Raw genomic sequence first — 20982 nt, 5'->3', positions numbered from 1 at the left:
GTTTTTGGAACCGTCCGCATGAAAGCTTCCCGTTTCTTTATCGGCACCCTGAAAGAAGCACCCGCCGACGCAGAGATCGTCAGCCACAAGCTGATGGTGCGCGCCGGCATGATCCGTCGCGTCGCCGGCGGTATCTATAACTACCTGCCAGTCGGCCTGCGTTCGATTCGCAAGGTCGAGGCGATCGTGCGCGAGGAAATGAACCGGGCGGGCGCCATCGAGCTGCTGATGCCGGCCGTGCAACCAGCCGAACTGTGGCAGGAGTCGGGCCGCTGGGAACAGTACGGCCCCGAGCTGCTGCGCTTCAAGGACCGCAAGGACAACGACTTCGTGATCGGGCCGACGCACGAGGAAGTCATCACCGACATCGCGCGCAACCAGATCAAGAGTTACCGGCAGATGCCGGTGAACTTCTACCAGATCCAGACGAAGTTCCGCGACGAGATCCGTCCGCGCTTCGGCGTGATGCGCGGCCGCGAATTCATCATGAAGGACGCGTACTCGTTCGACAAGGATGCGGCCGGCCTGAACGAGTCGTATCGCAAGATGTACGACGCGTACGTGCGCATCTTCACGCGCCTCGGCCTCGAGTTCCGTGCGGTCGCGGCCGACAGCGGCTCGATCGGCGGCAACTTCTCGCACGAATTCCACGTGATCGCCGACACCGGTGAGGACGCGATCGCGTACTGCCCGACGTCCGAGTTCGCGGCGAACGTCGAAGCGGCCGAAGCGCTGCCGCTGAGCGCCGAACGCGCGGCGCCGGCCGAGGCGATGGCGAAGGTCGCGACGCCGGGCAAGGCGAAATGCGAAGCCGTCGCCGAACTGCTGGCCATCCCGCTCGAGCGCACGATCAAGTCGATCGTGCTCGCGACCGACAACGAAGGCGCCGAGCCGACCATCTGGCTCGTGATGCTGCGCGGCGACCACGACCTGAACGAGATCAAGGTGTCGAAGCTGCCGGGCCTGAAGAACCACCGCTTCGCGACCGAGCAGGAAATCGTCGAGTGGTTCGGCACGCCGCCGGGCTATCTCGGCCCGGTCGGCACCAAGAAGCCGGTGAAGGTGATCGCCGATCGCACGGTCGCGAACATGAGCGACTTCGTCGTCGGCGCGAACGAGGTCGACTATCACATCGCCGGCGTGAACTGGGGCCGCGACCTGCCCGAGCCGGACGTCGCCGACGTGCGCAACGTGAAGAAGGGCGACCCGTCGCCGGACGGCAAGGGCGTGATCGACATCTGCCGCGGCATCGAGGTCGGCCACGTGTTCCAGCTCGGCACCAAGTATTCGGAAGCGATGGGCGCGACGTTCCTCGACGAGTCGGGCAAGCCGCAGCCGATGCTGATGGGCTGCTACGGCGTCGGCGTCACGCGTATTCTCGGCGCGGCGATCGAGCAGAACTTCGACGACCGCGGCATCATCTGGCCCGAATCGATCGCGCCGTTCGAAGTCGTGCTGTGCCCGATGGGCTATGACCGCAGCGACATGGTGCGCGAGACCGCCGACAAGCTGTACGCGGAACTCGCCGCGGCCGGCATCGACGTGATCCTCGACGATCGCGGCGAGCGCCCGGGCGTGATGTTCGCCGACTGGGAGCTGATCGGCGTGCCGCATCGTCTCGTGATCGGCGAGCGCGGCCTGAAGGAAGGCAAGATCGAGTATCAGGGCCGCCGCGACGCCGAAGCGACGCTGCTGCCGGCCGACGCGGCTGCGGCGACGGTCGCGGAGAAGATCCGCGCCGCGCTCGCGCGCTAAGCGCACCGACCGGGGAACGCGGTGGAATACACCTTCCTGTCGGCCACCGTGCTCCTGGTGCTGATCACCGATCCGCTCGGCAACATCCCGCTGTTCATTTCGGCCATGCGGGATGTGCCGCGCGAGCGGCGCGTGAAGCTGATCCTGCGTGAAGTGGGGATCGCGTTCGTGATCCTGCTGTTCTTCATGCTGGTCGGCGACCGCTTCCTGCGGATGATGAGCCTCACCGACCTGTCGTTGCGGCTCGGCGGCGGGATCGTGCTGTTCCTGATCGCGCTGCGGATGATCTTCCCGCATCCGGACGGCGCACTCGGCAACGATCCGCGCGCGGGCGGCGAGCCGTTCATCGTGCCGCTCGCGATTCCGGCGCTCGCCGGGCCGTCGGCGCTTGCGACGGTGATGCTGCTGACGTCGCAGGGGCCCGGCAAGATGCTCGAGTGGGTCGGCGCGCTGACGGTCACGATGATCGTCTGCGCGGTGACGCTGGTGCTGGCCGAGCGGATCCAGCAATGGATCGGCGAACGGACCGTCGCGGCGTTCGAGCGGTTGATGGGCCTCGTGCTCGTCGCGATTTCGGTCGAGATGATGCTGGGCGGCATCCGCGCATTCGTGCACCAGCTGTAGGCTGGCGGCGCGTGCCCACAAAAAAGCGGCGCTCCGGGAAACCGGAGCGCCGCTTTCTATTTATATAGTGCGGAGCGGGGCGCTCAGACGTCCGTGGTCAGCGCGCGGATCGTCGGCAGGTTGCGCCAGTAGCCCTTCGCATCCATCCCGCAGCCGAACACGTAGCGATCCGGCACCGCGAAGCCGCAGAAGTCGGGGTGCAGCGGCTTCGCCTTCGCGAGCGTCTTCTCGCACAGCACGGCCGACATGAAGCGCTTCGCGCCCATGTCGAGGATGCGGTCGCGGATCGCGGCCATCGTCTCGCCTTCGTCGAGGATGTCGTCGAGCACGAGCACGATCCGGTCCTTCACCGATTCGCGCGGCGCGACGCGCCAGTGCATTTCCGGGCTGCCCTGCGTCGTGTTGCGGTAGCGGGTCAGGTGGATGTAGTCGAATTCGAGCGGGAAATCGAGATGCGGCAGCAGCATCCCGGTAAACACCGCGGCGCCGCCCATCACCGAGAGAACGAGCGGGAACGCATCGCCGATCTCGGCGCGGATCGCGTCGGCCATCCGGGAGATCGACGCATTGACGGCGTCGGCCGAGACGATCTCTTCGGAGTGGTTGAAAATGTGGAGGGCTTCTTCGCGGTTCATGTGTTCTGGCGGGCAGTCGGTATACAAATAAGAATGAAGCAGAACGGACGGCGCGCGCTACAGCAAAAACCCGCGCGCCGGCCGATGGGCGGAATCAGCGCATGCCGGGCATCATGCCCTTCAGGCCGCGCATCATCTTCTGCATGTTGCCGCCCTTCAGCTTCTTCATCATCGTACGCATCTGGTCGTACTGGTTCAGCATCCGGTTGACTTCCTGCACCGGCACGCCCGCGCCGGCTGCAATGCGGCGCTTGCGCGTCGCCTTGATGATCTCGGGTTTCGCGCGCTCGGCGGGCGTCATCGAGCTGATGATGCCTTCCATCCGGCGGATCGACTTCTCGGCCTGGCCCATGTCGGCGCCGGCCGCCGCCTGCTGGAACTGCGCCGGAAGTTTATCCATCAGCGACGACAGGCCGCCCATGTTCTTCATCTGCGAGATCTGCGCGCGGAAATCGTTCAGGTCGAAGTCGCCGCCTTTCTTGACCTTGTCGGCGAGCTTCTGCGCGGCCTGCACGTCGACGCCGCGCTGCGCCTCCTCGACGAGGGCGAGGATGTCGCCCATGCCGAGGATCCGGTTTGCCATCCGGTCGGGGTGGAACACCTCGAGACCGTCGAGCTTCTCGGCCACGCCGACGAACTTGATCGGCTTGCCCGTGACGTGGCGTACCGACAGCGCGGCGCCGCCGCGCGAATCGCCGTCGAGCTTGGTCAGCACGACGCCGGTGAGCGGCAGCGTGTCGTTGAATGCCTTCGCGGTGTTGACCGCGTCCTGGCCGAGCATCGCGTCGACCACGAACAGCGTTTCGGCCGGCTTCAGCGTGCCGTGCAGCGCGGCGATTTCCTGCATCATCGCCTCGTCGATACCGAGGCGGCCGGCCGTATCGACGATCAGCACGTCATGGTAGTGGCGCTTCGCCCAGTCGACGGCCGCGACCGCGATGTCGACGGGCTTCTGATCCGGCGTGGACGGGAAGAAGTCGGCGCCGACCTGTTCGCTCACCGTTTTCAGCTGCATGATTGCGGCCGGGCGATACACGTCGCACGACACGGTCAGCACCTTCTTCTTGTACTTCTCGCGCAACAGCTTTGCGAGCTTGCCGGCGGTCGTGGTCTTGCCCGCGCCCTGCAGGCCGGCCATCAGGATCACCGCGGGCGGCGTGACCGCGAGGTTCAGCTCGGCGGCCTTGCCTTCGTAGTCGCCGCCGATCACGGCGGTCAGTTCCTTCTGGACCACGCCGACGAGCGCCTGACCCGGCGACAGGCTGCTGATCACTTCTTCGCCGAGCGCCTTTTCCTTGACCTTGGCGATGAATTCGCGGACGACCGGCAGCGAAACGTCGGCCTCCAGCAGGGCGAGACGCACCTCGCGGAGCATCTCCTGCGTGTTCGCCTCGGTAAGCCGGGCCTCGCCGCGCAGCGTCTTGACGACGCGCGCCATCCGTTGAGTGAGATTGTCGAGCATGGGGAGCGATGGACAGTGGGGCCCGAAGGCGCGGCGGAACCGAACAAAGGGAGCCGTCGCGGGAAGGGGGCCTAGTGTAAACTTCGAACATGGATATTGTACTGTATGCCCTCACCGCATTCCTGTACGGCGGCCTTGCCGTCGCAGGCTGGCGCACGCACCGCCAGGGCGCGACGCCGCTCGTCGCGAGCGTGCCGGCCGTGCCGGTTCCCGCGTCCGCCGCGTCCGGGATGAGCGGGGCCGGCCGCGCGCTGCTGTTCGCCGCGCTCGTCGCGCACGGCGTGCTGCTCCATACGACCATCTTCCCGCACGACGCGATGGTGTTCGGCTTCGCGTTCGCGCTGTCCGCGATGTTCTGGCTCGGCGCCGGCATCTACTGGATCGAGAGCTTCTTCTTCCCGCTCGACAGCCTGCGGCTGCTCGTGCTGCCGCTCGCGTGCGGTGCGTCGCTGCTGCCGCTCGTGTTCGGCGGCGTGCGGGTGCTTCCTTATGCCGCAGCGCCGCTGTTCAAGCTGCACTTCCTGATCGCGAACATCGCGTACGGGCTGTTCGCGATCGCCGCGCTGCACGCGATCCTGATGCTGATGGTCGAGCGGCGCCTGCAGTCGCTGAGGAGCGGCGGACGCGACGGCTCGACGGGCTGGATCGCGAGCTGGCTCGAGACGCTGCCGCCGCTGCTCACGCTCGAGAAGCTGCTGTTCCGCCTGATCGGCGCCGGCTTCGTGCTGCTCACGCTGACGCTCGCGTCGGGCATCCTGTTCAGCGAGCAGGTCGACGCGCGCGCGCTGCGGCTCGACCACAAGACCGTATTCGCGATCCTGTCGTGGCTGATGTTCGGCGGCCTGCTGGTCGCCCGCAAGACGTCAGGCTGGCGTGGCCGCGGTGCCGCGCGCTGGGTGCTCGTGTCGTTCGCCGCGCTGCTGCTCGCGTATGTCGGCAGCCGGTTCGTTTTCGAGGTGCTGCTGCACCGTTCCGTGGTTTGAACGCAGGTTTCCGATGCGACAGATTCTTCTCCTGATCCTTCTCTTCTTCGCGGGTTCGTGGCTCGCGCGCAAGCTGCGCCAGGCGCAGGAGCACGCGCAGGCGCGCACCGGCCGCGGCGCCGGTTACGACGGCGCGCCCGGCACCGGTGGTCCCGGAGCTGCGCGGCCGAACGGCGACGCCGCTCGCTCGCTGCCCGAGCCGATGGTGCGCTGCGCCGAATGCGGCGTGCATGCGCCGAAGGGCGATGCCGTCGTCGCGGGCGGCGAATACTTCTGCAGCACCGAGCACGCGCAGCGCCACGGCGCACGCGCGAGCGGCCACGACGCCCGATGAACGACGCAGCACGACTGTCGGTCGACGCACACGGCTGGGTGCGCGAAGCGCGCCACGCGCCGTCGCCGAATTACGAGGTGCGGCCCGCGGGCGCGGTGCCGACGCTCGTCGTCGTCCACAACATCAGCTTGCCGCCCGGCGAGTTCGGCGGCGACGCGATCGAGGCGCTGTTCCTGAATCGCCTCGACTGCGATGCGCACCCCTATTACCAGAGCCACCTGCGCGGCGTGCGCGTGTCCGCGCACTTCCTGATCCGCCGCAGCGGCGAACTCGTGCAGTTCGTGTCGTGCGACGAGCGTGCGTGGCACGCGGGCTCGTCCGAATTCTTCGGCCGGCCGCGCTGCAACGACTTCTCGATCGGCATCGAGCTCGAGGGCGCGGACGACGTGCCGTTCGACGACGCGCAGTACGCGACGCTCGCCGCACTCTCCCGCGCGCTCGCCACACACTACCCGGTCGACGCATTCGCGGGGCACTCGGACGTCGCGCCGGGCCGCAAGACCGACCCGGGCCCGCATTTCGATTGGCAACGCTTCGCGAGCGATGCCGGGTTTTCCGCCGAATACTTTCCTTTCCGTCAGCACTGATCGCGGGGTTTTTTGACCGGAGAAAGTTTTTTCTCCGACCAATGCCTTGTCGTGTCTGCGCGTGAGCGATGTCAAGACCTCCATCGTAAATTATCCGTTTGGACGTCCTCCGAATGTCCACTATACTTGGTGCCAGTTGAGCAGTTCTGCACTAGATATAGTGTGTGTCGCAGGGGAAACCCGAGCGGCACCGGCCGGCGGCCAACGCCGGCGGACAGGGTTCTCAGGGCGGCGCGTCAGGCCGGGCGGTCCGGGCGTCGCGATCAGCGCAGCGAACTTCGACGGGGCAGGGTATACATGACGAAGCACACGACCGGCTCGGTTGTCGCGCATCGACCGAACCGGCTTCCCCGGCGCATCGCTCGCCTCTTACCGCTCGCGCACCGCGTTGCGCAGCGTTCGTTTTAATCCGCGGTTCTCTCCGCACCATCCAACACCAGGAGCTTTGCACATGCAAACCACCGACAACGCGACGTCCCAGTACGAGAGCGCCTCGAGCCGTCCGCTCGGCGGGACCGAACAGGGCGCGAAGGCGCTCGCGCCGCAGGCCACGTTCGCCGACTACAAGGTGATCCGCCGCAACGGCAGCGTCGTATCGTTCGAACCTTCGAAGATCGCGATCGCGGTGACCAAGGCTTTCCTGGCCGTCAACGGCGGGCAGGGCGCGGCATCGGCGCGCGTGCGCGAGCAGGTCGAACAGCTGACGCACAACGTCGTGCGCGCGCTCGTGCGCAGCCGCCCGAACGGCGGTACGTTCCATATCGAAGACATCCAGGACCAGGTCGAACTCGCGCTGATGCGCGGTGGCGAGCACAACGTCGCGCGTGCGTACGTGCTGTATCGCGAGAAGCGTCACCTCGAGCGCCAGCATGCGGGCGAGGAAGCGGCGGCAGCGGGCGGCGAGTCGAGCGCCGGCATCAACGTCGTCGACAACGGCGTCACGCGTCCGCTCGACCTGAACGCGCTGCGCGCGCTGATCGTGTCGGCATGCGACGGCCTCGGCGCTGCGGTTAACCCTGACCCGATCGTCGCCGAAACGGTGAAGAACCTGTACGACGGCGTGCCGATGAGCCAGGTCTACGACTCGGCGATCCTCGCAGCGCGCACGATGATCGAGAAGGACCCGGCATACAGCCAGGTCACGGCCCGCATCCTGCTGCACACGATCCGTCGCGAGATCCTCGGCGAGGAAGTCGTCCAGGCCGAGATGCCGGCCCGTTACGCGGAATACTTCCCGCAGTTCCTGAAGCGCGGCGTCGACGCAGGCCTGCTCGACGACAAGCTGCTGCAGTTCGACCTGAAGCGCCTCGGCGAAGCGCTCGACGCGAACCGCGACCTGCAGTTCGGCTACCTCGGCCTGCAGACGCTGTACGACCGCTACTTCCTGCACGTCGACGGCACCCGCATCGAAATGCCGCAGGCATTCTTCATGCGCGTCGCGATGGGCCTGTCGCTGAACGAGATCGACCGCGAGACGCGCGCGATCGAGTTCTACAACGTGCTGTCGAGCTTCGACTTCATGAGCTCGACGCCGACGCTGTTCAACTCGGGTACGCACCGCTCGCAGCTGTCGTCGTGCTACCTGACGACGGTCGCGGACGATCTCGACGGCATCTATGAAGCGCTGAAGGAAAACGCACTGCTGTCGAAGTTCGCCGGCGGCCTCGGCAACGATTGGACGCGCGTGCGTGCGCTCGGCTCGCATATCAAGGGCACGAACGGCAAGTCGCAAGGCGTGGTCCCGTTCCTGAAGGTCGTGAACGACACGGCCGTCGCGGTGAACCAGGGCGGCAAGCGCAAGGGCGCGGTCTGCGCGTACCTCGAATCGTGGCACCTCGACATCGAGGAATTCCTCGAGCTGCGCAAGAACACCGGCGACGACCGCCGCCGTACGCACGACATGAACACGGCGAACTGGATTCCCGACCTGTTCATGAAGCGCGTGATGGAAGGCGCCGACTGGACGCTGTTCTCGCCGTCGACCTGCCCGGACCTGCACGACAAGTTCGGCGCCGATTTCGAGAAGGCTTACACGGCTTACGAAGAGAAGGTCGCGCGCGGCGAGATCAAGCTGTTCAAGAAGATCCCGGCGCAGCAACTCTGGCGCAAGATGCTCGGCATGCTGTTCGAGACGGGCCACCCGTGGATCACGTTCAAGGATCCGTGCAACGTGCGCTCGCCGCAGCAGCACGTCGGCGTCGTCCACTCGTCGAACCTGTGCACGGAAATCACGCTGAACACGAGCGACACCGAAATCGCGGTGTGCAACCTCGGCTCGGTGAACCTTGTCGCCCACCTGGTGAAGCAGGCCGACGGCAGCTATGCGCTCGACCACGAGAAGCTGAAGCGCACGATCAGCGTCGCGATGCGCATGCTCGACAACGTGATCGACATCAACTACTACGCGGTGCCGAAGGCGCGTAACTCGAACCTGAAGCACCGTCCGGTCGGCATGGGCATCATGGGCTTCCAGGACTGCCTGCACCTGCTGCGCACGCCGTACGCGTCGGAAGCGGCGGTCGAGTTCGCCGATCGTTCGATGGAAGCGGTCTGCTACTACGCGTACTACGCGTCGACCGAGCTGGCCGAAGAGCGCGGCCGCTACTCGAGCTACCGCGGCTCGCTGTGGGATCGCGGCATCCTCCCGCAGGACACGCTGAAGCTGCTGACGGAAGCGCGCGGCGGCTACGTCGAGGTCGACACGTCGGAGTCGCTCGACTGGACGTCGCTGCGTTCGCGGATCGCCGCACACGGCATGCGCAACTCGAACTGCGTCGCGATCGCGCCGACGGCGACGATCTCGAACATCATCGGCGTGTCGGCCTGTATCGAGCCGACCTTCCAGAACCTGTACGTGAAGTCGAACCTGTCGGGCGAATTCACGGTGGTCAACGAGTACCTCGTCCGCGACCTGAAGGAACGCGGCCTGTGGGACGAAGTGATGGTCGCCGACCTGAAGTACTTCGACGGCATGCTGTCGCGCATCGACCGCATCCCGGCCGACCTGCGCGCGATCTACGCGACCGCGTTCGAAGTCGACCCGACGTGGCTGGTCGAAGCGGCATCGCGTCGCCAGAAGTGGATCGACCAGGCGCAGTCGCTGAACATCTACATGGGCGGCGCGTCGGGCAAGAAGCTCGACGAGGTCTACAAGCTCGCATGGTTGCGCGGCCTGAAGACGACCTACTACCTCCGCACGATGGCGGCGACGCACGTCGAGAAATCGACGGTCGCGCACGGCGCACTGAACGCAGTGCCGACGAGCGGCGGCTCGAGCAGCGGCGGCGCGCAAGGCGCAGCGGGCGGCTTTGGTGCGGCGGGCGGCGATGCGTCGTCGGGCGCGGTCAACGCAGCGCCGGCGCTCGCGCCGGTCGAGGCGGATGGTCCGGTGTGCACGATGCGTCCGGGCGATCCTGGCTTCGACGAATGCGAAGCGTGCCAGTAACGCAGTGCGCCTGACCTGAGAAGCAGGCAAGGGCGGCGCACACGACGACCGATCGAGGTTGAAGTGTGCGCCGCTCTCAACTAAAAAAATGATAAGGAATCTGTAACGCGGCACCTGCGTTGCAGGCAGTGACAAGCGATCGAAACATCCCCGACGACGTCGTGTTTCGATCAGCGTTCGATGCGTCGAGCGCACCTCGCGATACACGCGCGACTCACATCGCGCGCTGCATGAATGACGATGCGTTGCTCAAAGTGTTGTATCGAGGTCGCAACGCGAATCGAAAAAAGGATTTTTCGTGAGCGAACCCTTTTATCGCTCAGGAAAAGATGGTACAAACCGTTCTAAATTGATGGTGAGAATTTATGCTCAACTGGGATGACGAGAAGACTGCCGTAACCCCCGCGAGCGGAGCGCAGCAAAACGCAATGCGCACCTCCGCCGGGATGGCTGTCGGAATGCAGGCTGCAACGCCTGCCGCCCATCAGGTCCGTGACATTTTCGAAGGCGATCTTGCGGTGCCGCCGCAAGCATCGGCTGTTCCCGCCGGCGGTTCGGAAGCGCGGGTCAATGTCGCCGACAAGCGCATCATCAACGGCCAGACTGACGTGAATCAGCTGGTGCCGTTCAAGTACAAGTGGGCGTGGGAAAAGTATCTGGCCGGTTGCGCGAACCACTGGATGCCGCAGGAAATCAACATGTCCCGCGACATCGCACTGTGGAAGGACCCGAACGGTCTGACCGAGGACGAGCGCCGCATCGTGAAGCGCAACCTCGGCTTCTTCGTGACGGCCGATTCGCTCGCGGCGAACAACATCGTGCTCGGCACGTACCGCCACATCACGGCGCCCGAGTGCCGGCAGTTCCTGCTGCGCCAGGCGTTCGAGGAAGCGATCCACACGCACGCGTACCAATACATTGTCGAATCGCTCGGTCTCGACGAAGGCGAGATCTTCAACGCGTACCACGAGGTCACGTCGATCCGCGCGAAGGACGAATTCCTGATCCCGTTCATCCACACGCTGACGGATCCGGCCTTCAAGACCGGCACGCTCGAAGCGGACCAGAAGCTGCTGAAGTCGCTGATCGTGTTCGCCTGCATCATGGAAGGCCTGTTCTTCTATGTCGGGTTCACGCAGATCCTCGCGCTCGGCCGCCAGAACAAGATGACGGGTGCTGCAGAGCAATATCAGTACATCCTGCGCGACGAGTCGATGCACTGCAATTTCGGCATCGACCTGATCAACCAGATCAAGCTCGAGAACCCGCATCTCTGGACCGCGGAATTCCGCGCCGAGATTCGCGAGCTGTTCAAGCAGGCTGTCGAACTCGAATACCGCTACGCCGAAGACACGATGCCGCGCGGCGTGCTGGGTTTGAACGCGTCGATGTTCAAGAGCTACCTGCGCTTCATCAGCAACCGCCGTTGCCAGCAGATCGGCCTCGATCCGCTGTACCCGAACGAGGAAAACCCGTTCCCGTGGATGAGCGAGATGATCGACCTGAAGAAGGAACGCAACTTCTTCGAGACGCGTGTGATCGAGTATCAGACGGGCGGTGCGCTGTCCTGGGAATAACCCGCAGCAGCGAACCCGTCACATGATGTGAGCAGCCGGTGGCCTCTCGGCCCCGGCCCAAGGTTTAGGAGCAAGAACGCCTGATGCAAAGCATGCCCGGTGCCTTAACGGCCCAACGACACGACAGGCACTTTGCGAACCCTTCAGTGGGATGGGCAAACTTCCCTCCGGAAAAAGCGGACGGCCGTGTGGCGGTCCGCTTGATCAAGCGATTAGGGGTAGCGGCGCGAGGTGCGCCGGCTACCGACTTGATTTGGCGCGCGAGGCCGGGTGGTCACGCGCGCCATACCGTATTCATTAGCGTAAGCGCGTGGTATCCGCGTACGCCGATGAATAGCCCGCTTCGAAGCGCACGTCCTGAACAGCGTCCGCGGGAAGCGGGTTTTGACGAAGGGTGTAGTTTGAACTGACTCTCATCTGAACCTGAAGGAGAACAACATGGCTACCGCCAAGAAGAAACCGGCTGCTAAGAAAGTTGCTGCCAAGAAGACCGTTGCGAAGAAGGCTGCTGCTCCGGCGAAGAAGGCTGCTGCAGTGAAGAAGGTTGCTGCGAAGAAGGTCGCGGTGAAGAAGGTTGCCGCGAAGAAGGCAGCACCGGCGAAGAAGGCCGCAGCGAAGAAGGTTGCAGCCAAGAAGGTCGCGGTGAAGAAGGTTGCTGCGAAGAAGGCAGCACCGGCGAAGAAGGCCGCAGCGAAGAAGGTTGCAGCCAAGAAAGTCGCAGTGAAGAAGGTTGCTGCGAAGAAGGCCGCACCGGCGAAGAAGGCTGCTGCGAAGAAGGCCGCACCGGCGAAGAAGGCTGCTGCGAAGAAGGCCGCGCCTGCTAAGAAGGCTGCTGCCAAGAAGGCCGCGCCTGCGAAGAAGGCTGCCGCGAAGAAGGCTGCGCCTGCTGCGAAGAAGGCTGCCGCTGCTCCTGCGAAGAAGGCCGCTGCTCCGGCGAAGAAGGCTGCTGCACCGGCCAAGAAGGCTGCAGCTCCGAAGAAGGCCGTCGTGAAGAAGGCTGCGCCGGCAACGACCGCGTCGACCGCATCGGTTGCGCCGGCATCGGGCGTGAAGACCGCGCTCAACCCGGCAGCGGCATGGCCGTTCCCGACCGGCAGCCGTCCGTAATCGAGGCTGACCCGTACCACCCGGACACTCACATGGTGTCCGTGGGTTGAGTAGCGCTACTCAATCAGTCCCGCCATCTGGCTCAGGTGGCGGGATTTTTTTCGTCCGTGTTGTCGATGTGCCTGGGAGCCTGTGTGCCGGCTGCCCGTATGCGGGCCGCGGCGAGTACGGACGAAAAAAAACGCATGTGCAGCTTCGCACATGCGTTCGACCGCGGCTTGCGCCGCGAGCTGAGGTACCTGTTAGTGCGTGACGCGCGTGACGCCGCCGCTCGACAGCAGTCGCACCCGTTCGCCGGCGCGGAACGCTTCGCCGCTTGCTGCCTGCGTGATCGAGCGCAGATCGCCGTTGTCGAGGCGCACGGTGATTTCGACACCGTTCGCCGTGCTGAGGTTTTCGCCGACCGCGTTGCCCGCGACCGCACCGACGAGACCGCCCGCGATCGCGGTCAGGATCGATCCCTTGCCGCCGCCGATCGCGCTGCCTGCCACCGCACCGAGTGCGCCGCCGCCGAGCGTGCCGATCGCACTACCGCCGCCGTCGGACTGGATGCGCACTGCACGGACGCTTTCGACCGTGCCCATGCGAACCGTCTGTTCGCGTTGCGCCTGGCCGACGCTATAGACATCCGCCGAGCCCGGCGCGGTGAAGCAACCGGTGAGCGTCAGCGAGGCCGTCAGCATGGCCGCGAGCGTGAGGGTCTTTTTCGTCAACATCTTTGCTCTCCCACAATATTCATTTGAGACTGTAACCGAATGCAGTCTCGAAGCGCGCGTCGATCTCGGCGCGCGTCAGTACGTAAGTCTGGGGCCCCTGGTGGGCGATCTTGATCGAGCCCATCAGGCTCGCGAGGCGGCCCGTGGTTGCCCAGTCGAGGCCATGCTCGATGCCGTACAGCAGGCCGCCCCGGAAGGCGTCGCCGCAGCCGGTCGGATCGGCGACGTGCTCGGCCGGTACGACCGGTATCTGCTCCGCACCCTGCTTGTGGCGGATGGTCGCGCCGTGCTCGCCACGCGTAATGACGAGGGCGTCGACCCGGCTGGCGATTTCATCTTCGGACCATCCCGTCTTGTCGCTCACCAGCTTGGCCTCGTAGTCGTTGACCGCTACGTAGGTCGCAAGTTCAATGCTGCGGCGCAGCGTCGCACCGTCGAACAGCGGCAGGCCCTGGCCCGGATCGAACACGAACGGCACACCGGCCTTGGCGAGCTCTTCCACGTGCTGCACCATCCCGTCGAAGCCGTCAGGGCCGACGATCGCGAGCTTGATGTCCGGCGCGTCGCCCGCGTGGTTCAGGTGCGACTGCATCATCGCGCCCGGGTGGAACGCCGCGATCTGGTTGTTGTCGAGATCGGTCGTGATCATCGCCTGCGCCGTATAGGTATCGGGCAGCACGCGAACGTGGTCGCGGCGCAGGCCGAGCTGGTCGAGCCGGTCGAGATACGGCTGCGCGTCGAGCGCGCCCACCGTTCCCATCATGCGTGCATCGCCGCCGAGCAGGTGCAGCGCGTACGCGATGTTGCCCGCGCAGCCGCCGAATTCGCGGCGCATCGTCGGCACCAGGAAGCTCAGGTTGATGAGGTGCACCTGGTCGGGCAGGATGTGCTCGCGGAACCGCCCTTCGAAGGTCATGATGGAGTCGTAGGCGATCGAGCCGCAAATCAACGTAGCCAAGGTGTGCGTTCCTGTAGAAATGAGGGACCCTGCGCGACAACGCCGCGCGAAAGGCGCGGCGCGGCAGGGGAAAGCGGAAGAAAGCTTACTTCAGTGCGGCGAGCGCTGCATCGTAGTTCGGCTCGTCCTTGATTTCGCTGACGAGTTCCGCGTGGATCACCTTGTCCTGCGCGTCGAGCACGACGACCGCACGGGCGGTCAGGCCGTTCAGCGGGCCGCTCGTCACGTCGACGCCGTACGCGTTCGCGAATGCGCGGCCGGTGCGGAACGTCGAAGCCGTCACGACGTTCTCGAGGCCTTCGGTCGTGCAGAAGCGCGTCGCGGCAAACGGCAGGTCGGCCGACACGACGACGACAACCGTGTTGTCGAGCGACGATGCGGCTTCGTTGAACTTGCGGGTCGACGTCGCGCAGGTCGGCGTGTCGAGGCTCGGTACGATGTTCAGCACCTTGCGCTTGCCGGCGAAGCTGGCGAGCGACAGGTCGGCGAGATCCTTGCCGACCAGCTTGAAATCGGCGCCTTGCGCGCCGACGGCCGGGAACGTGCCGGCGAGATCGATCGGGTTGCCACCCAGCGTAACTTTGCTCATGTTCGTGCTCCGAATGAGCGCGCCGCTCGGGCGCGCGGGTTGAGACGGGCGCGCATGCGCGCGCCGCGGTGCGTCACGGATAGAAGATCTGGACGCGGAAATTCGAGGCGGGCGTGCCGTTCGTTTCGAGGCGGACGACCATCGTCTGCGTCGTGCCGGGCGGCAACCCGGCGTCGATCGGCGTGCCCGGGCGCACGTAGTCGCGCGGCGCGAGTACGCGGCGCACGGTCACGTGGTTGGTGTCGTCCAGCAGCGTCAGTTCGAGCGACGGGTAGGCGAGCGCGACGCGGTAGCGGTTCGTCAGCGGTACCTTCAGCTCGAGCTCGCGCGGGCCGTCGAGCTGGCGCAGGTCGGTCGCGTCGAGCCGCAGGCCGTCGATCGCGCGCGGCGGCGCGACCGTGCAGCCGAGCGGCGCGCAGGCCTGCCGGAACCAGCCCTGCGTGACCGGCCAGTGGATCATCAGCGTTTCGCGTTGCCACCACGCGAGTTGTGCGACGAGCAGCACGGCCAGCACGGCGGCGACGAGGCCGCCGAAAAAGCCGCCGAGCATTCCGCGCCGCTGCGGGGCGCGCGTCTCGCGCGTGACGGCGAAGTGAGGACGATCGTCGTCGGTCAGTGCAGCGGGGAACGGTGCGGCCGGCGCGCTGGCGGCCGCGGCTGGTTTCTCGTCGTGCGGTGCCTTTGCGCCGGTACCGGTGTCGGGTTCGGATCCGGCTGTTGCGATGGCCGGTGCCGGTGCAAATGCAAAACGCGGTTCGCGCGGCGCGCGTTCGTCGTCCGGCACGGCAAAGTGTGCGGTGCCAACGGGTTCGGCGGCATCGTGAGCGGTATCTGCGTCCGACGGACGGTGTGCGACGAAGCGTGGCTCACGCGGGTCGCGCTCGACGGGCGCGGCCGATGGTTCGGTATCCCGCGGCGTTTGCGTCTGCAGCGATTCGGCTGGTTGCGCGACGGCAGCGAAAGTGCCCAGCTCGGCCGGGGAGGGGGCGAACGGCGCGGGCGCACCCGACAAGTGAACGACGCCGGCGTCGGTGGACGGAAGGGCGAGCGGAATCAGCGGCTCGGTGCGCACGGTCTGCACGTTGTGTTGCAGCGACGGGTCGACGCCGGCGTCGAGCCACGGCGCCCACATGTCCCAGCCTTCCGGCTTGTAATCGGTGTCGGAAGATGCCCCGGCCGGCGCATCGGTAGTGAACAGCCGGGCCGGCGGGGCCGGATGGTGCGCGTTGCCTTCGTCCGGCGCGGCAGCCGGTTCGGTCAGGGCCGGCTCAGGCTGCTGCGCGTGCTCGGGAACGAGCGACTCGGATGCGTTGAAGACTTCGTGGCAATGCCCGCAGCGCACGAGCCCTTGATGCAGCGAGAGCTGTTCCTGCTGCAGCCGGAAGACGGTTTCGCAATGAGGGCAGCGCGTCGCAAGAAGCATGTCGAGCCGGGCGGCCTGCTGGCCAGAGTGAAGGACAGCGCTATTCTAATGGCTTTCGCGCCGGGTTCCGGCGAGGCATACCCAACCTTCGTGTTCACGCCAGACCGAGATGTCGACGTAGCGCGCGTAGACGGCCGCGACTTCGTCCGCCTGGCGCGCGAGCACGCCCGACAGCGCGATGCGCCCGCCCGGCTTGACCTTCGATGCGAGCATCGAAGCCATCAGCTTCAGCGGATTCGACAGGATGTTCGCGACGACGATGTCGAATTCGCCGTCCGGGCACGCATCGGGCAGCCCGTACGTGACTTCCGCACGGTTGCGTTCGCTGTTCTGCCGTGCCGATTCGACGGCCTGCGGATCGATGTCGATGCCGATGACGGGGTTCGCCCCGCATTTCTTCGCGAGGATCGCGAGAATGCCAGAGCCGCAACCGTAGTCGAGCACCGATTGGCCGGGTTTCACCGACTGCTCGAGCCATTCCATGCACAGACGCGTGGTCGGATGGCTGCCGGTGCCGAACGCGAGGCCCGGATCGAGTTCGAGGACGAGCGCATCGGGATCGGGCGCATCGTGCCACGACGGCACGACCCAGATCCGCTCGCCGATCGGGATCGGCTCGAACTGCGATTGCGTGAGTCGCACCCAGTCCTGTTCCTCGACTTCGCGGACGACGAACGTCGGCGTTTCAGCGATGCCGATCTCGTTGGCAGCTGCGGCGAGCAGCACGGCCGGCTCATGCTCGGCCGCGAGCAGCGCGACCACGCGCGAGTGCTGCCACGCGGTGCGGTCGGGCACGAGGCCCGGCTCGCCGAAGAGCGGCTGTTCGTCGGGCGTGTCGGCGTCGGCGTCTTCCACGGACACCGACAGCGCGCCGAGTTCGAGCAGCGCGTCGGACAGTGCCTCCGCGTGCTCACGGGCCAGTTCGACGACGAGTTCGCGATAGCTCATGCTTACGCTTCTTCCGGTGCGACCTGCTGCTTCTGGGCGAGCCGGTTTTCGAGGTAGTGGATGCTGGTGCCGCCTTCGACGAACTTCGAATCGATCATCAGCTCGCGGTGCAGCGGGATGTTGGTCTGGATGCCTTCGACGACCATTTCGGACAGCGCGATGCGCATCCGGCTGATCGCCTGCTCGCGCGTCGCGCCGTAGGTGATCAGCTTGCCGATCATCGAATCATAGTTCGGCGGCACGAAATAGCCATTGTAGGCGTGCGAATCGACGCGCACGCCGGGGCCGCCCGGCGTATGCCACGACGTGATCCGGCCCGGCGACGGCGTGAACTTGAACGGATCTTCGGCGTTGATCCGGCATTCGATCGCATGTCCGCGGAACTGGATGTCGCGCTGGCGCAGCGTGAGCTTCTCGCCGGCCGCGATGCGGATCTGTTCCTGCACGATGTCGACGCCCGTGATCAGCTCCGAAACCGGATGCTCGACCTGCACGCGCGTGTTCATCTCGATGAAGTAGAACTCGCCGTTTTCGTACAGGAATTCGAACGTGCCCGCGCCGAGATAGCCCATCTTCTTGCAGGCGTCCGCGCAGCGGTCGCCGATGCGGTCGATCAGGCGGCGCGGAATGCCGGGCGCCGGCGCTTCCTCGATCACCTTCTGGTGGCGGCGCTGCATCGAGCAATCGCGTTCGCCGAGCCAGATCGCGTTCTTGTACGCGTCGGACAGCACCTGGATTTCGATGTGGCGCGGGTTCTCGAGGAATTTCTCCATGTACACCTGCGGGTTGCCGAACGCACGGCCGGCTTCCTCGCGGGTCATGTTGACCGCGTTGACGAGCGCGGCCTCGGTGTGCACGACGCGCATCCCGCGCCCGCCACCGCCGCCCGCCGCCTTGATGATGACCGGATAGCCGATCGCACGCGCAATCTTGACGATCTCCTTCGGATCGTCCGGCAACGCGCCTTCCGAGCCCGGCACGCACGGCACGCCGGTCTTGATCATCGTCTGCTTCGCGGTGACCTTGTCACCCATCATGCGGATCGTTTCCGGGCGCGGGCCGATGAACGTGAAGCCCGACTGCTCGACGCGTTCCGCGAAATCGGCGTTCTCCGACAGGAAGCCGTAGCCGGGGTGGATCGCTTCGGCGTCGGTGACTTCCGCGGCGCTGATCAGCGCCGGCATGTTCAGGTAGCTCAGGTTCGACGGGGCCGGGCCGATACAGACGGCTTCGTCCGCGAGGCGCACGTACTTGGCTTCCTTGTCGGCTTCCGAGTAGACGACCACCGTCTTGACGCCGAGCTCGCGGCACGCACGCTGGATGCGCAGCGCGATTTCACCGCGGTTGGCAATGAGGATTTTTTCAAACATAGCGAGTATTCGTCTCTTCGAGGGGCGCGCGAACGGCGCCTGGCGAGCATCGGCGGAGCGCGGCCCGCAGGCCGCGCGGCGGACTTAGCCGATCACGAAAAGCGGCTGGCCGTATTCGACGGCCTGGCCGTTCTCGACGAGGATTTCCTTGATCACGCCGGCCTTGTCCGACTCGATCTCGTTGAGCAGCTTCATCGCTTCGATGATGCAGATCGTCTGGCCTTCCTTGACCGTGTCGCCCACCTGGACGAACGGGTCTGCGCCCGGCGACGGCGCGCGATAGAACGTGCCGACCATCGGCGACGTCACGACGTGGCCCTGCGGGGCAGCCGGTGCGGCAGCGCCGCCAGCGGCCGGCGCGGCAGCGCCTTCGGTCGGCAGCGCGACCGACGGAGCGGGCGCGCTGACTTGCGGGGCATACCCAGCCGTCGGCTGCACGTAGACCGGCGGCGCGTTCTTGACGATGCGCACCTTGCCTTCGCCTTCCGTCACTTCCAGCTCGGAGATGCCGGATTCGGAAACGAGGTCGATCAGAGTTTTCAGCTTACGAAGATCCATCGGGAATTCCCCTTTCAATACGTGAAAGCGCCGGTTAAGGGCCGGCGCTGAATCTAGATCGCGAATTCAGCCGCGCGACGTGCCTTGCAGCTTGTCCAGCGCGTACTCGAGCGCGTACAGATAACCTTTCCAGCCGAGCCCGCAGATCACGCCTTCGGCCTGGTCGGAAAAGTAGGAGTGGTGCCTGAACGCTTCGCGGCGATGCACGTTCGACAGGTGAACCTCGACGAACGGGATGCCAACGCCGGCGATCGCGTCCCGGATCGCGACGCTCGTGTGCGTATACGCGGCCGGATTGATCAGGATGAAATCGGTCTGTTCCTCCCGCGCGGCCTGGATGCGGTCGACCAGCGCGCCTTCATGGTTGCTCTGGAACGACGACAGTTCGGCGCCGGCTTCCCGGGCGCGCGCGGCAAGCGCCTGATCGATCTGTGCGAGCGTGACGCGGCCGTACACCTCCGGTTCCCGGGTGCCGAGAAGGTTCAGGTTGGGGCCGTGCAGCACCAGCAATCGTGTCATGGTCGCTTCTATTTCTGCGGAATTGCGCGAACTTTAGCGCTATTTAGAGAAATTTGTCTAGTTTTGCCGAACGGCCGAGCGCGCGGGACCTGCAAGAATTACCGGCGCGCATGCAAAGTATCGGCGAATTCACGCGAAATTGCGGCGATCGACGGGCAAATCGCCGACAACGTCCGGGCTGCCGTTCGGACAGGTTACAGCGCGTCGAGCGTCTTTTTCAGCTCGGCCGGCTGGATTTGTCCCAATTTTGTCTCGCGAATCTTGCCGGTTTGGTCGATGACGACAGTAAACGGCAACGCGCCGGCGGTATTCCCGAAATTGCGGGCCAGATCGGCGCCCGCGTAACCGCTGACGAAGACGGGATAGTCGACCTTCACCTTCTGCAGAAAGTTCTTCACGTTCTGTTCGGAATCGACGCCGATCCCGATGAAACGGATGCCCTTCTGTTTGTATTGGTGCGACAGCGCGACGAGCTCCGGCATCTCCTCGACGCACGGGCCGCACCATGACGCCCAGAAATTGACGACGACCTTCTGGCCCTTGAAGGCGGACAGCGTGGCCGGCTTGCCGTCGACACCCGTCAGGGAGGCCGCCCACAACTGTTCGACCGGGCTGCCCTGTGCGGCGGGCGCGGCGACGGCGACCCCGTCATCGGCGGTGCCGCGGAACCAATGGCCGGCGGCGAGCCCGCCGGCAACGGCGGCGGCCGCGACGACCGCGAGCGCCAACATGCGTTTCATCATCATCGTTGAATCATTCCGGTTCGGAAGGGGCCTTGCCTGCTTCGACGAGCGCGCGCAGCGCGGCGGCATCCGCACGGGCGACCCGGCCGCGCGCGTCGGCCTTGACCGCGCCGCGCAGGTCGTCGCTCGCATAGAGCGCGAGATGGATGCCGATCGCATCCACGTCGCGCCGCGGGCGCCACAGGAAACTGAGCGTCTCGACGTCGGCGCGGCCCGCGAAATGCCGCGTCTCGGACACGTCGTACTGGACGTTCTGGTTCAGCAGGTAGATCGCGACGTCCTTCGGGTTGTCGGTGAATGCCTGCAAATGGATATCCGAATGCGCGTTCGCGGTGCCGTTCAGCACGGCACCCGTCACATAAGGATGGAACTCGGCGAGCCGGCGCATCCAGTCGAGCGCGACTTCGCGCAGGCGGCGCAGTTCGTCCGGCTGCGTGTCGCTCTGGAACAGCGCGAGGTACTCGCGCAGTTCTTCCTCGATCTGGTCGTTATCCGGCAGCCATTCGCCTGCAACGCGCGAGTCGCCCAGCAACTGGCGCGCGGCCTTGCGTTTTGCGCCGGCATAGTCGAGGCCGTCCTCCGCGATCAGGCGGGCGGCGGACTGGGCAATTTCCTCGCGGAGGCGCCGCGGGTCGACAAGAGGTTTGCG

Annotated in this window: 21 protein-coding genes; 9 read left to right on the top strand and 12 right to left on the bottom strand. The window is 65.6% G+C overall.

The window, feature by feature from the left end; genetic code table 11:
* Positions 1-18 precede the first annotated feature (18 nt).
* Together ABY44_RS19780 and ABY44_RS19775 are read left to right on the top strand one after the other, a co-directional pair.
* Positions 19-1755: a proline--tRNA ligase gene (locus ABY44_RS19780; protein ID WP_027788433.1), complete on the top strand. Its 1737-nt coding sequence runs from the start codon at positions 19-21 to the stop codon at positions 1753-1755.
* A gap of 21 nt (positions 1756-1776) precedes the next feature.
* Positions 1777-2379 carry a MarC family protein gene (locus ABY44_RS19775; protein WP_009688453.1) on the top strand — a complete coding sequence of 201 codons (603 nt, stop codon included), beginning with the start codon at positions 1777-1779 and terminating at the stop codon, positions 2377-2379.
* Between the two features lie 83 nt (positions 2380-2462).
* Here ABY44_RS19775 and ABY44_RS19770 read toward each other — a convergent pair whose 3' ends face one another.
* Complete coding sequence (locus ABY44_RS19770; RefSeq protein WP_060169891.1) at positions 2463-3014, bottom strand: hypoxanthine-guanine phosphoribosyltransferase; 552 nt, start codon at positions 3012-3014, stop codon at positions 2463-2465.
* A 94-nt stretch (positions 3015-3108) separates the two neighbouring features.
* Positions 3109-4476 (bottom strand): signal recognition particle protein, encoded by a 1368-nt coding sequence (ffh, locus tag ABY44_RS19765; protein ID WP_021159890.1) that lies wholly within the window; start codon positions 4474-4476, stop codon positions 3109-3111.
* Between the two features lie 89 nt (positions 4477-4565).
* Here ffh and ABY44_RS19760 point away from each other — a divergent pair, with 89 nt between their 5' ends.
* The 7 genes from ABY44_RS19760 (at position 4566) to ABY44_RS19730 (ending at position 12509) form a co-directional block, all read left to right on the top strand.
* Positions 4566-5459 carry a cytochrome C assembly family protein gene (locus ABY44_RS19760; protein ID WP_027788432.1) on the top strand — a complete coding sequence of 298 codons (894 nt, stop codon included), beginning with the start codon at positions 4566-4568 and terminating at the stop codon, positions 5457-5459.
* A 13-nt stretch (positions 5460-5472) separates the two neighbouring features.
* The gene (locus ABY44_RS19755) at positions 5473-5793 is read left to right on the top strand and encodes a PP0621 family protein (protein WP_027788431.1); all 321 of its coding nucleotides are present in this window, start codon (positions 5473-5475) and stop codon (positions 5791-5793) included.
* The gene (gene ampD / locus ABY44_RS19750) at positions 5790-6380 is read left to right on the top strand and encodes a 1,6-anhydro-N-acetylmuramyl-L-alanine amidase AmpD (RefSeq protein WP_060169893.1); all 591 of its coding nucleotides are present in this window, start codon (positions 5790-5792) and stop codon (positions 6378-6380) included. The genes ABY44_RS19755 and ampD overlap by 4 nt, the downstream gene beginning before the upstream one ends.
* Before the next feature lie 451 nt (positions 6381-6831).
* Positions 6832-9825, top strand: coding sequence for a ribonucleoside-diphosphate reductase subunit alpha (locus ABY44_RS19745; RefSeq protein ID WP_060169895.1), 2994 nt, complete (start codon positions 6832-6834; stop codon positions 9823-9825).
* Positions 9826-10190: 365 nt separating this feature from the next.
* On the top strand, positions 10191-11402 hold the full coding sequence (locus ABY44_RS19740; RefSeq protein WP_014898151.1) for a ribonucleotide-diphosphate reductase subunit beta: 1212 nt from the start codon (positions 10191-10193) through the stop codon (positions 11400-11402).
* 83 nt (positions 11403-11485) lie between these two features.
* Complete coding sequence (locus ABY44_RS19735; protein WP_080982133.1) at positions 11486-11812, top strand: hypothetical protein; 327 nt, start codon at positions 11486-11488, stop codon at positions 11810-11812.
* Between the two features lie 28 nt (positions 11813-11840).
* Positions 11841-12509, top strand: a complete 669-nt coding sequence (locus ABY44_RS19730) for a histone H1-like DNA-binding protein (protein ID WP_021161894.1) — start codon at positions 11841-11843, stop codon at positions 12507-12509.
* Between the two features lie 242 nt (positions 12510-12751).
* Here the strand turns inward: ABY44_RS19730 and ABY44_RS19725 are convergent, their stop codons facing one another.
* The 10 genes from ABY44_RS19725 to ABY44_RS19680 all read right to left on the bottom strand — a co-directional run.
* Positions 12752-13225 (bottom strand): glycine zipper 2TM domain-containing protein, encoded by a 474-nt coding sequence (locus ABY44_RS19725; RefSeq protein WP_021161893.1) that lies wholly within the window; start codon positions 13223-13225, stop codon positions 12752-12754.
* Between the two features lie 19 nt (positions 13226-13244).
* On the bottom strand, positions 13245-14183 hold the full coding sequence (locus ABY44_RS19720) for a carbohydrate kinase family protein (RefSeq protein ID WP_059697874.1): 939 nt from the start codon (positions 14181-14183) through the stop codon (positions 13245-13247).
* 85 nt (positions 14184-14268) lie between these two features.
* A complete protein-coding gene (tpx, locus tag ABY44_RS19715) occupies positions 14269-14772 on the bottom strand; it encodes a thiol peroxidase (protein WP_060085796.1) in 504 nt (167 codons plus the stop codon).
* Between the two features lie 73 nt (positions 14773-14845).
* A complete protein-coding gene (locus tag ABY44_RS19710; RefSeq protein ID WP_060169897.1) occupies positions 14846-16195 on the bottom strand; it encodes a zinc-ribbon and DUF3426 domain-containing protein in 1350 nt (449 codons plus the stop codon).
* Between the two features lie 45 nt (positions 16196-16240).
* Positions 16241-17143 (bottom strand): 50S ribosomal protein L11 methyltransferase, encoded by a 903-nt coding sequence (prmA, locus tag ABY44_RS19705; RefSeq protein WP_021161891.1) that lies wholly within the window; start codon positions 17141-17143, stop codon positions 16241-16243.
* Positions 17144-17145: 2 nt separating this feature from the next.
* A complete protein-coding gene (gene accC / locus ABY44_RS19700; protein ID WP_021161890.1) occupies positions 17146-18513 on the bottom strand; it encodes an acetyl-CoA carboxylase biotin carboxylase subunit in 1368 nt (455 codons plus the stop codon).
* A gap of 84 nt (positions 18514-18597) precedes the next feature.
* Positions 18598-19071, bottom strand: a complete 474-nt coding sequence (accB, locus tag ABY44_RS19695) for an acetyl-CoA carboxylase biotin carboxyl carrier protein (protein ID WP_021161889.1) — start codon at positions 19069-19071, stop codon at positions 18598-18600.
* Positions 19072-19137: 66 nt separating this feature from the next.
* A complete protein-coding gene (gene aroQ, locus ABY44_RS19690; protein WP_011350880.1) occupies positions 19138-19590 on the bottom strand; it encodes a type II 3-dehydroquinate dehydratase in 453 nt (150 codons plus the stop codon).
* A 194-nt stretch (positions 19591-19784) separates the two neighbouring features.
* Positions 19785-20336, bottom strand: a complete 552-nt coding sequence (locus tag ABY44_RS19685) for a TlpA family protein disulfide reductase (RefSeq protein ID WP_021161888.1) — start codon at positions 20334-20336, stop codon at positions 19785-19787.
* A 7-nt stretch (positions 20337-20343) separates the two neighbouring features.
* Positions 20344-20982 (bottom strand): UDP-N-acetylmuramate--alanine ligase (locus tag ABY44_RS19680; protein WP_431641632.1); only part of this gene is annotated, 639 nt, incomplete at its 5' end.

It is taken from the genome of Burkholderia sp. ZZQ-2, from assembly GCF_050768715.1.
Classification (GTDB): domain Bacteria; phylum Pseudomonadota; class Gammaproteobacteria; order Burkholderiales; family Burkholderiaceae; genus Burkholderia; species Burkholderia cepacia.
Note: the sequence above shows the minus strand (reverse complement) of the source record. Positions and strands in the feature narration are given on the sequence as shown.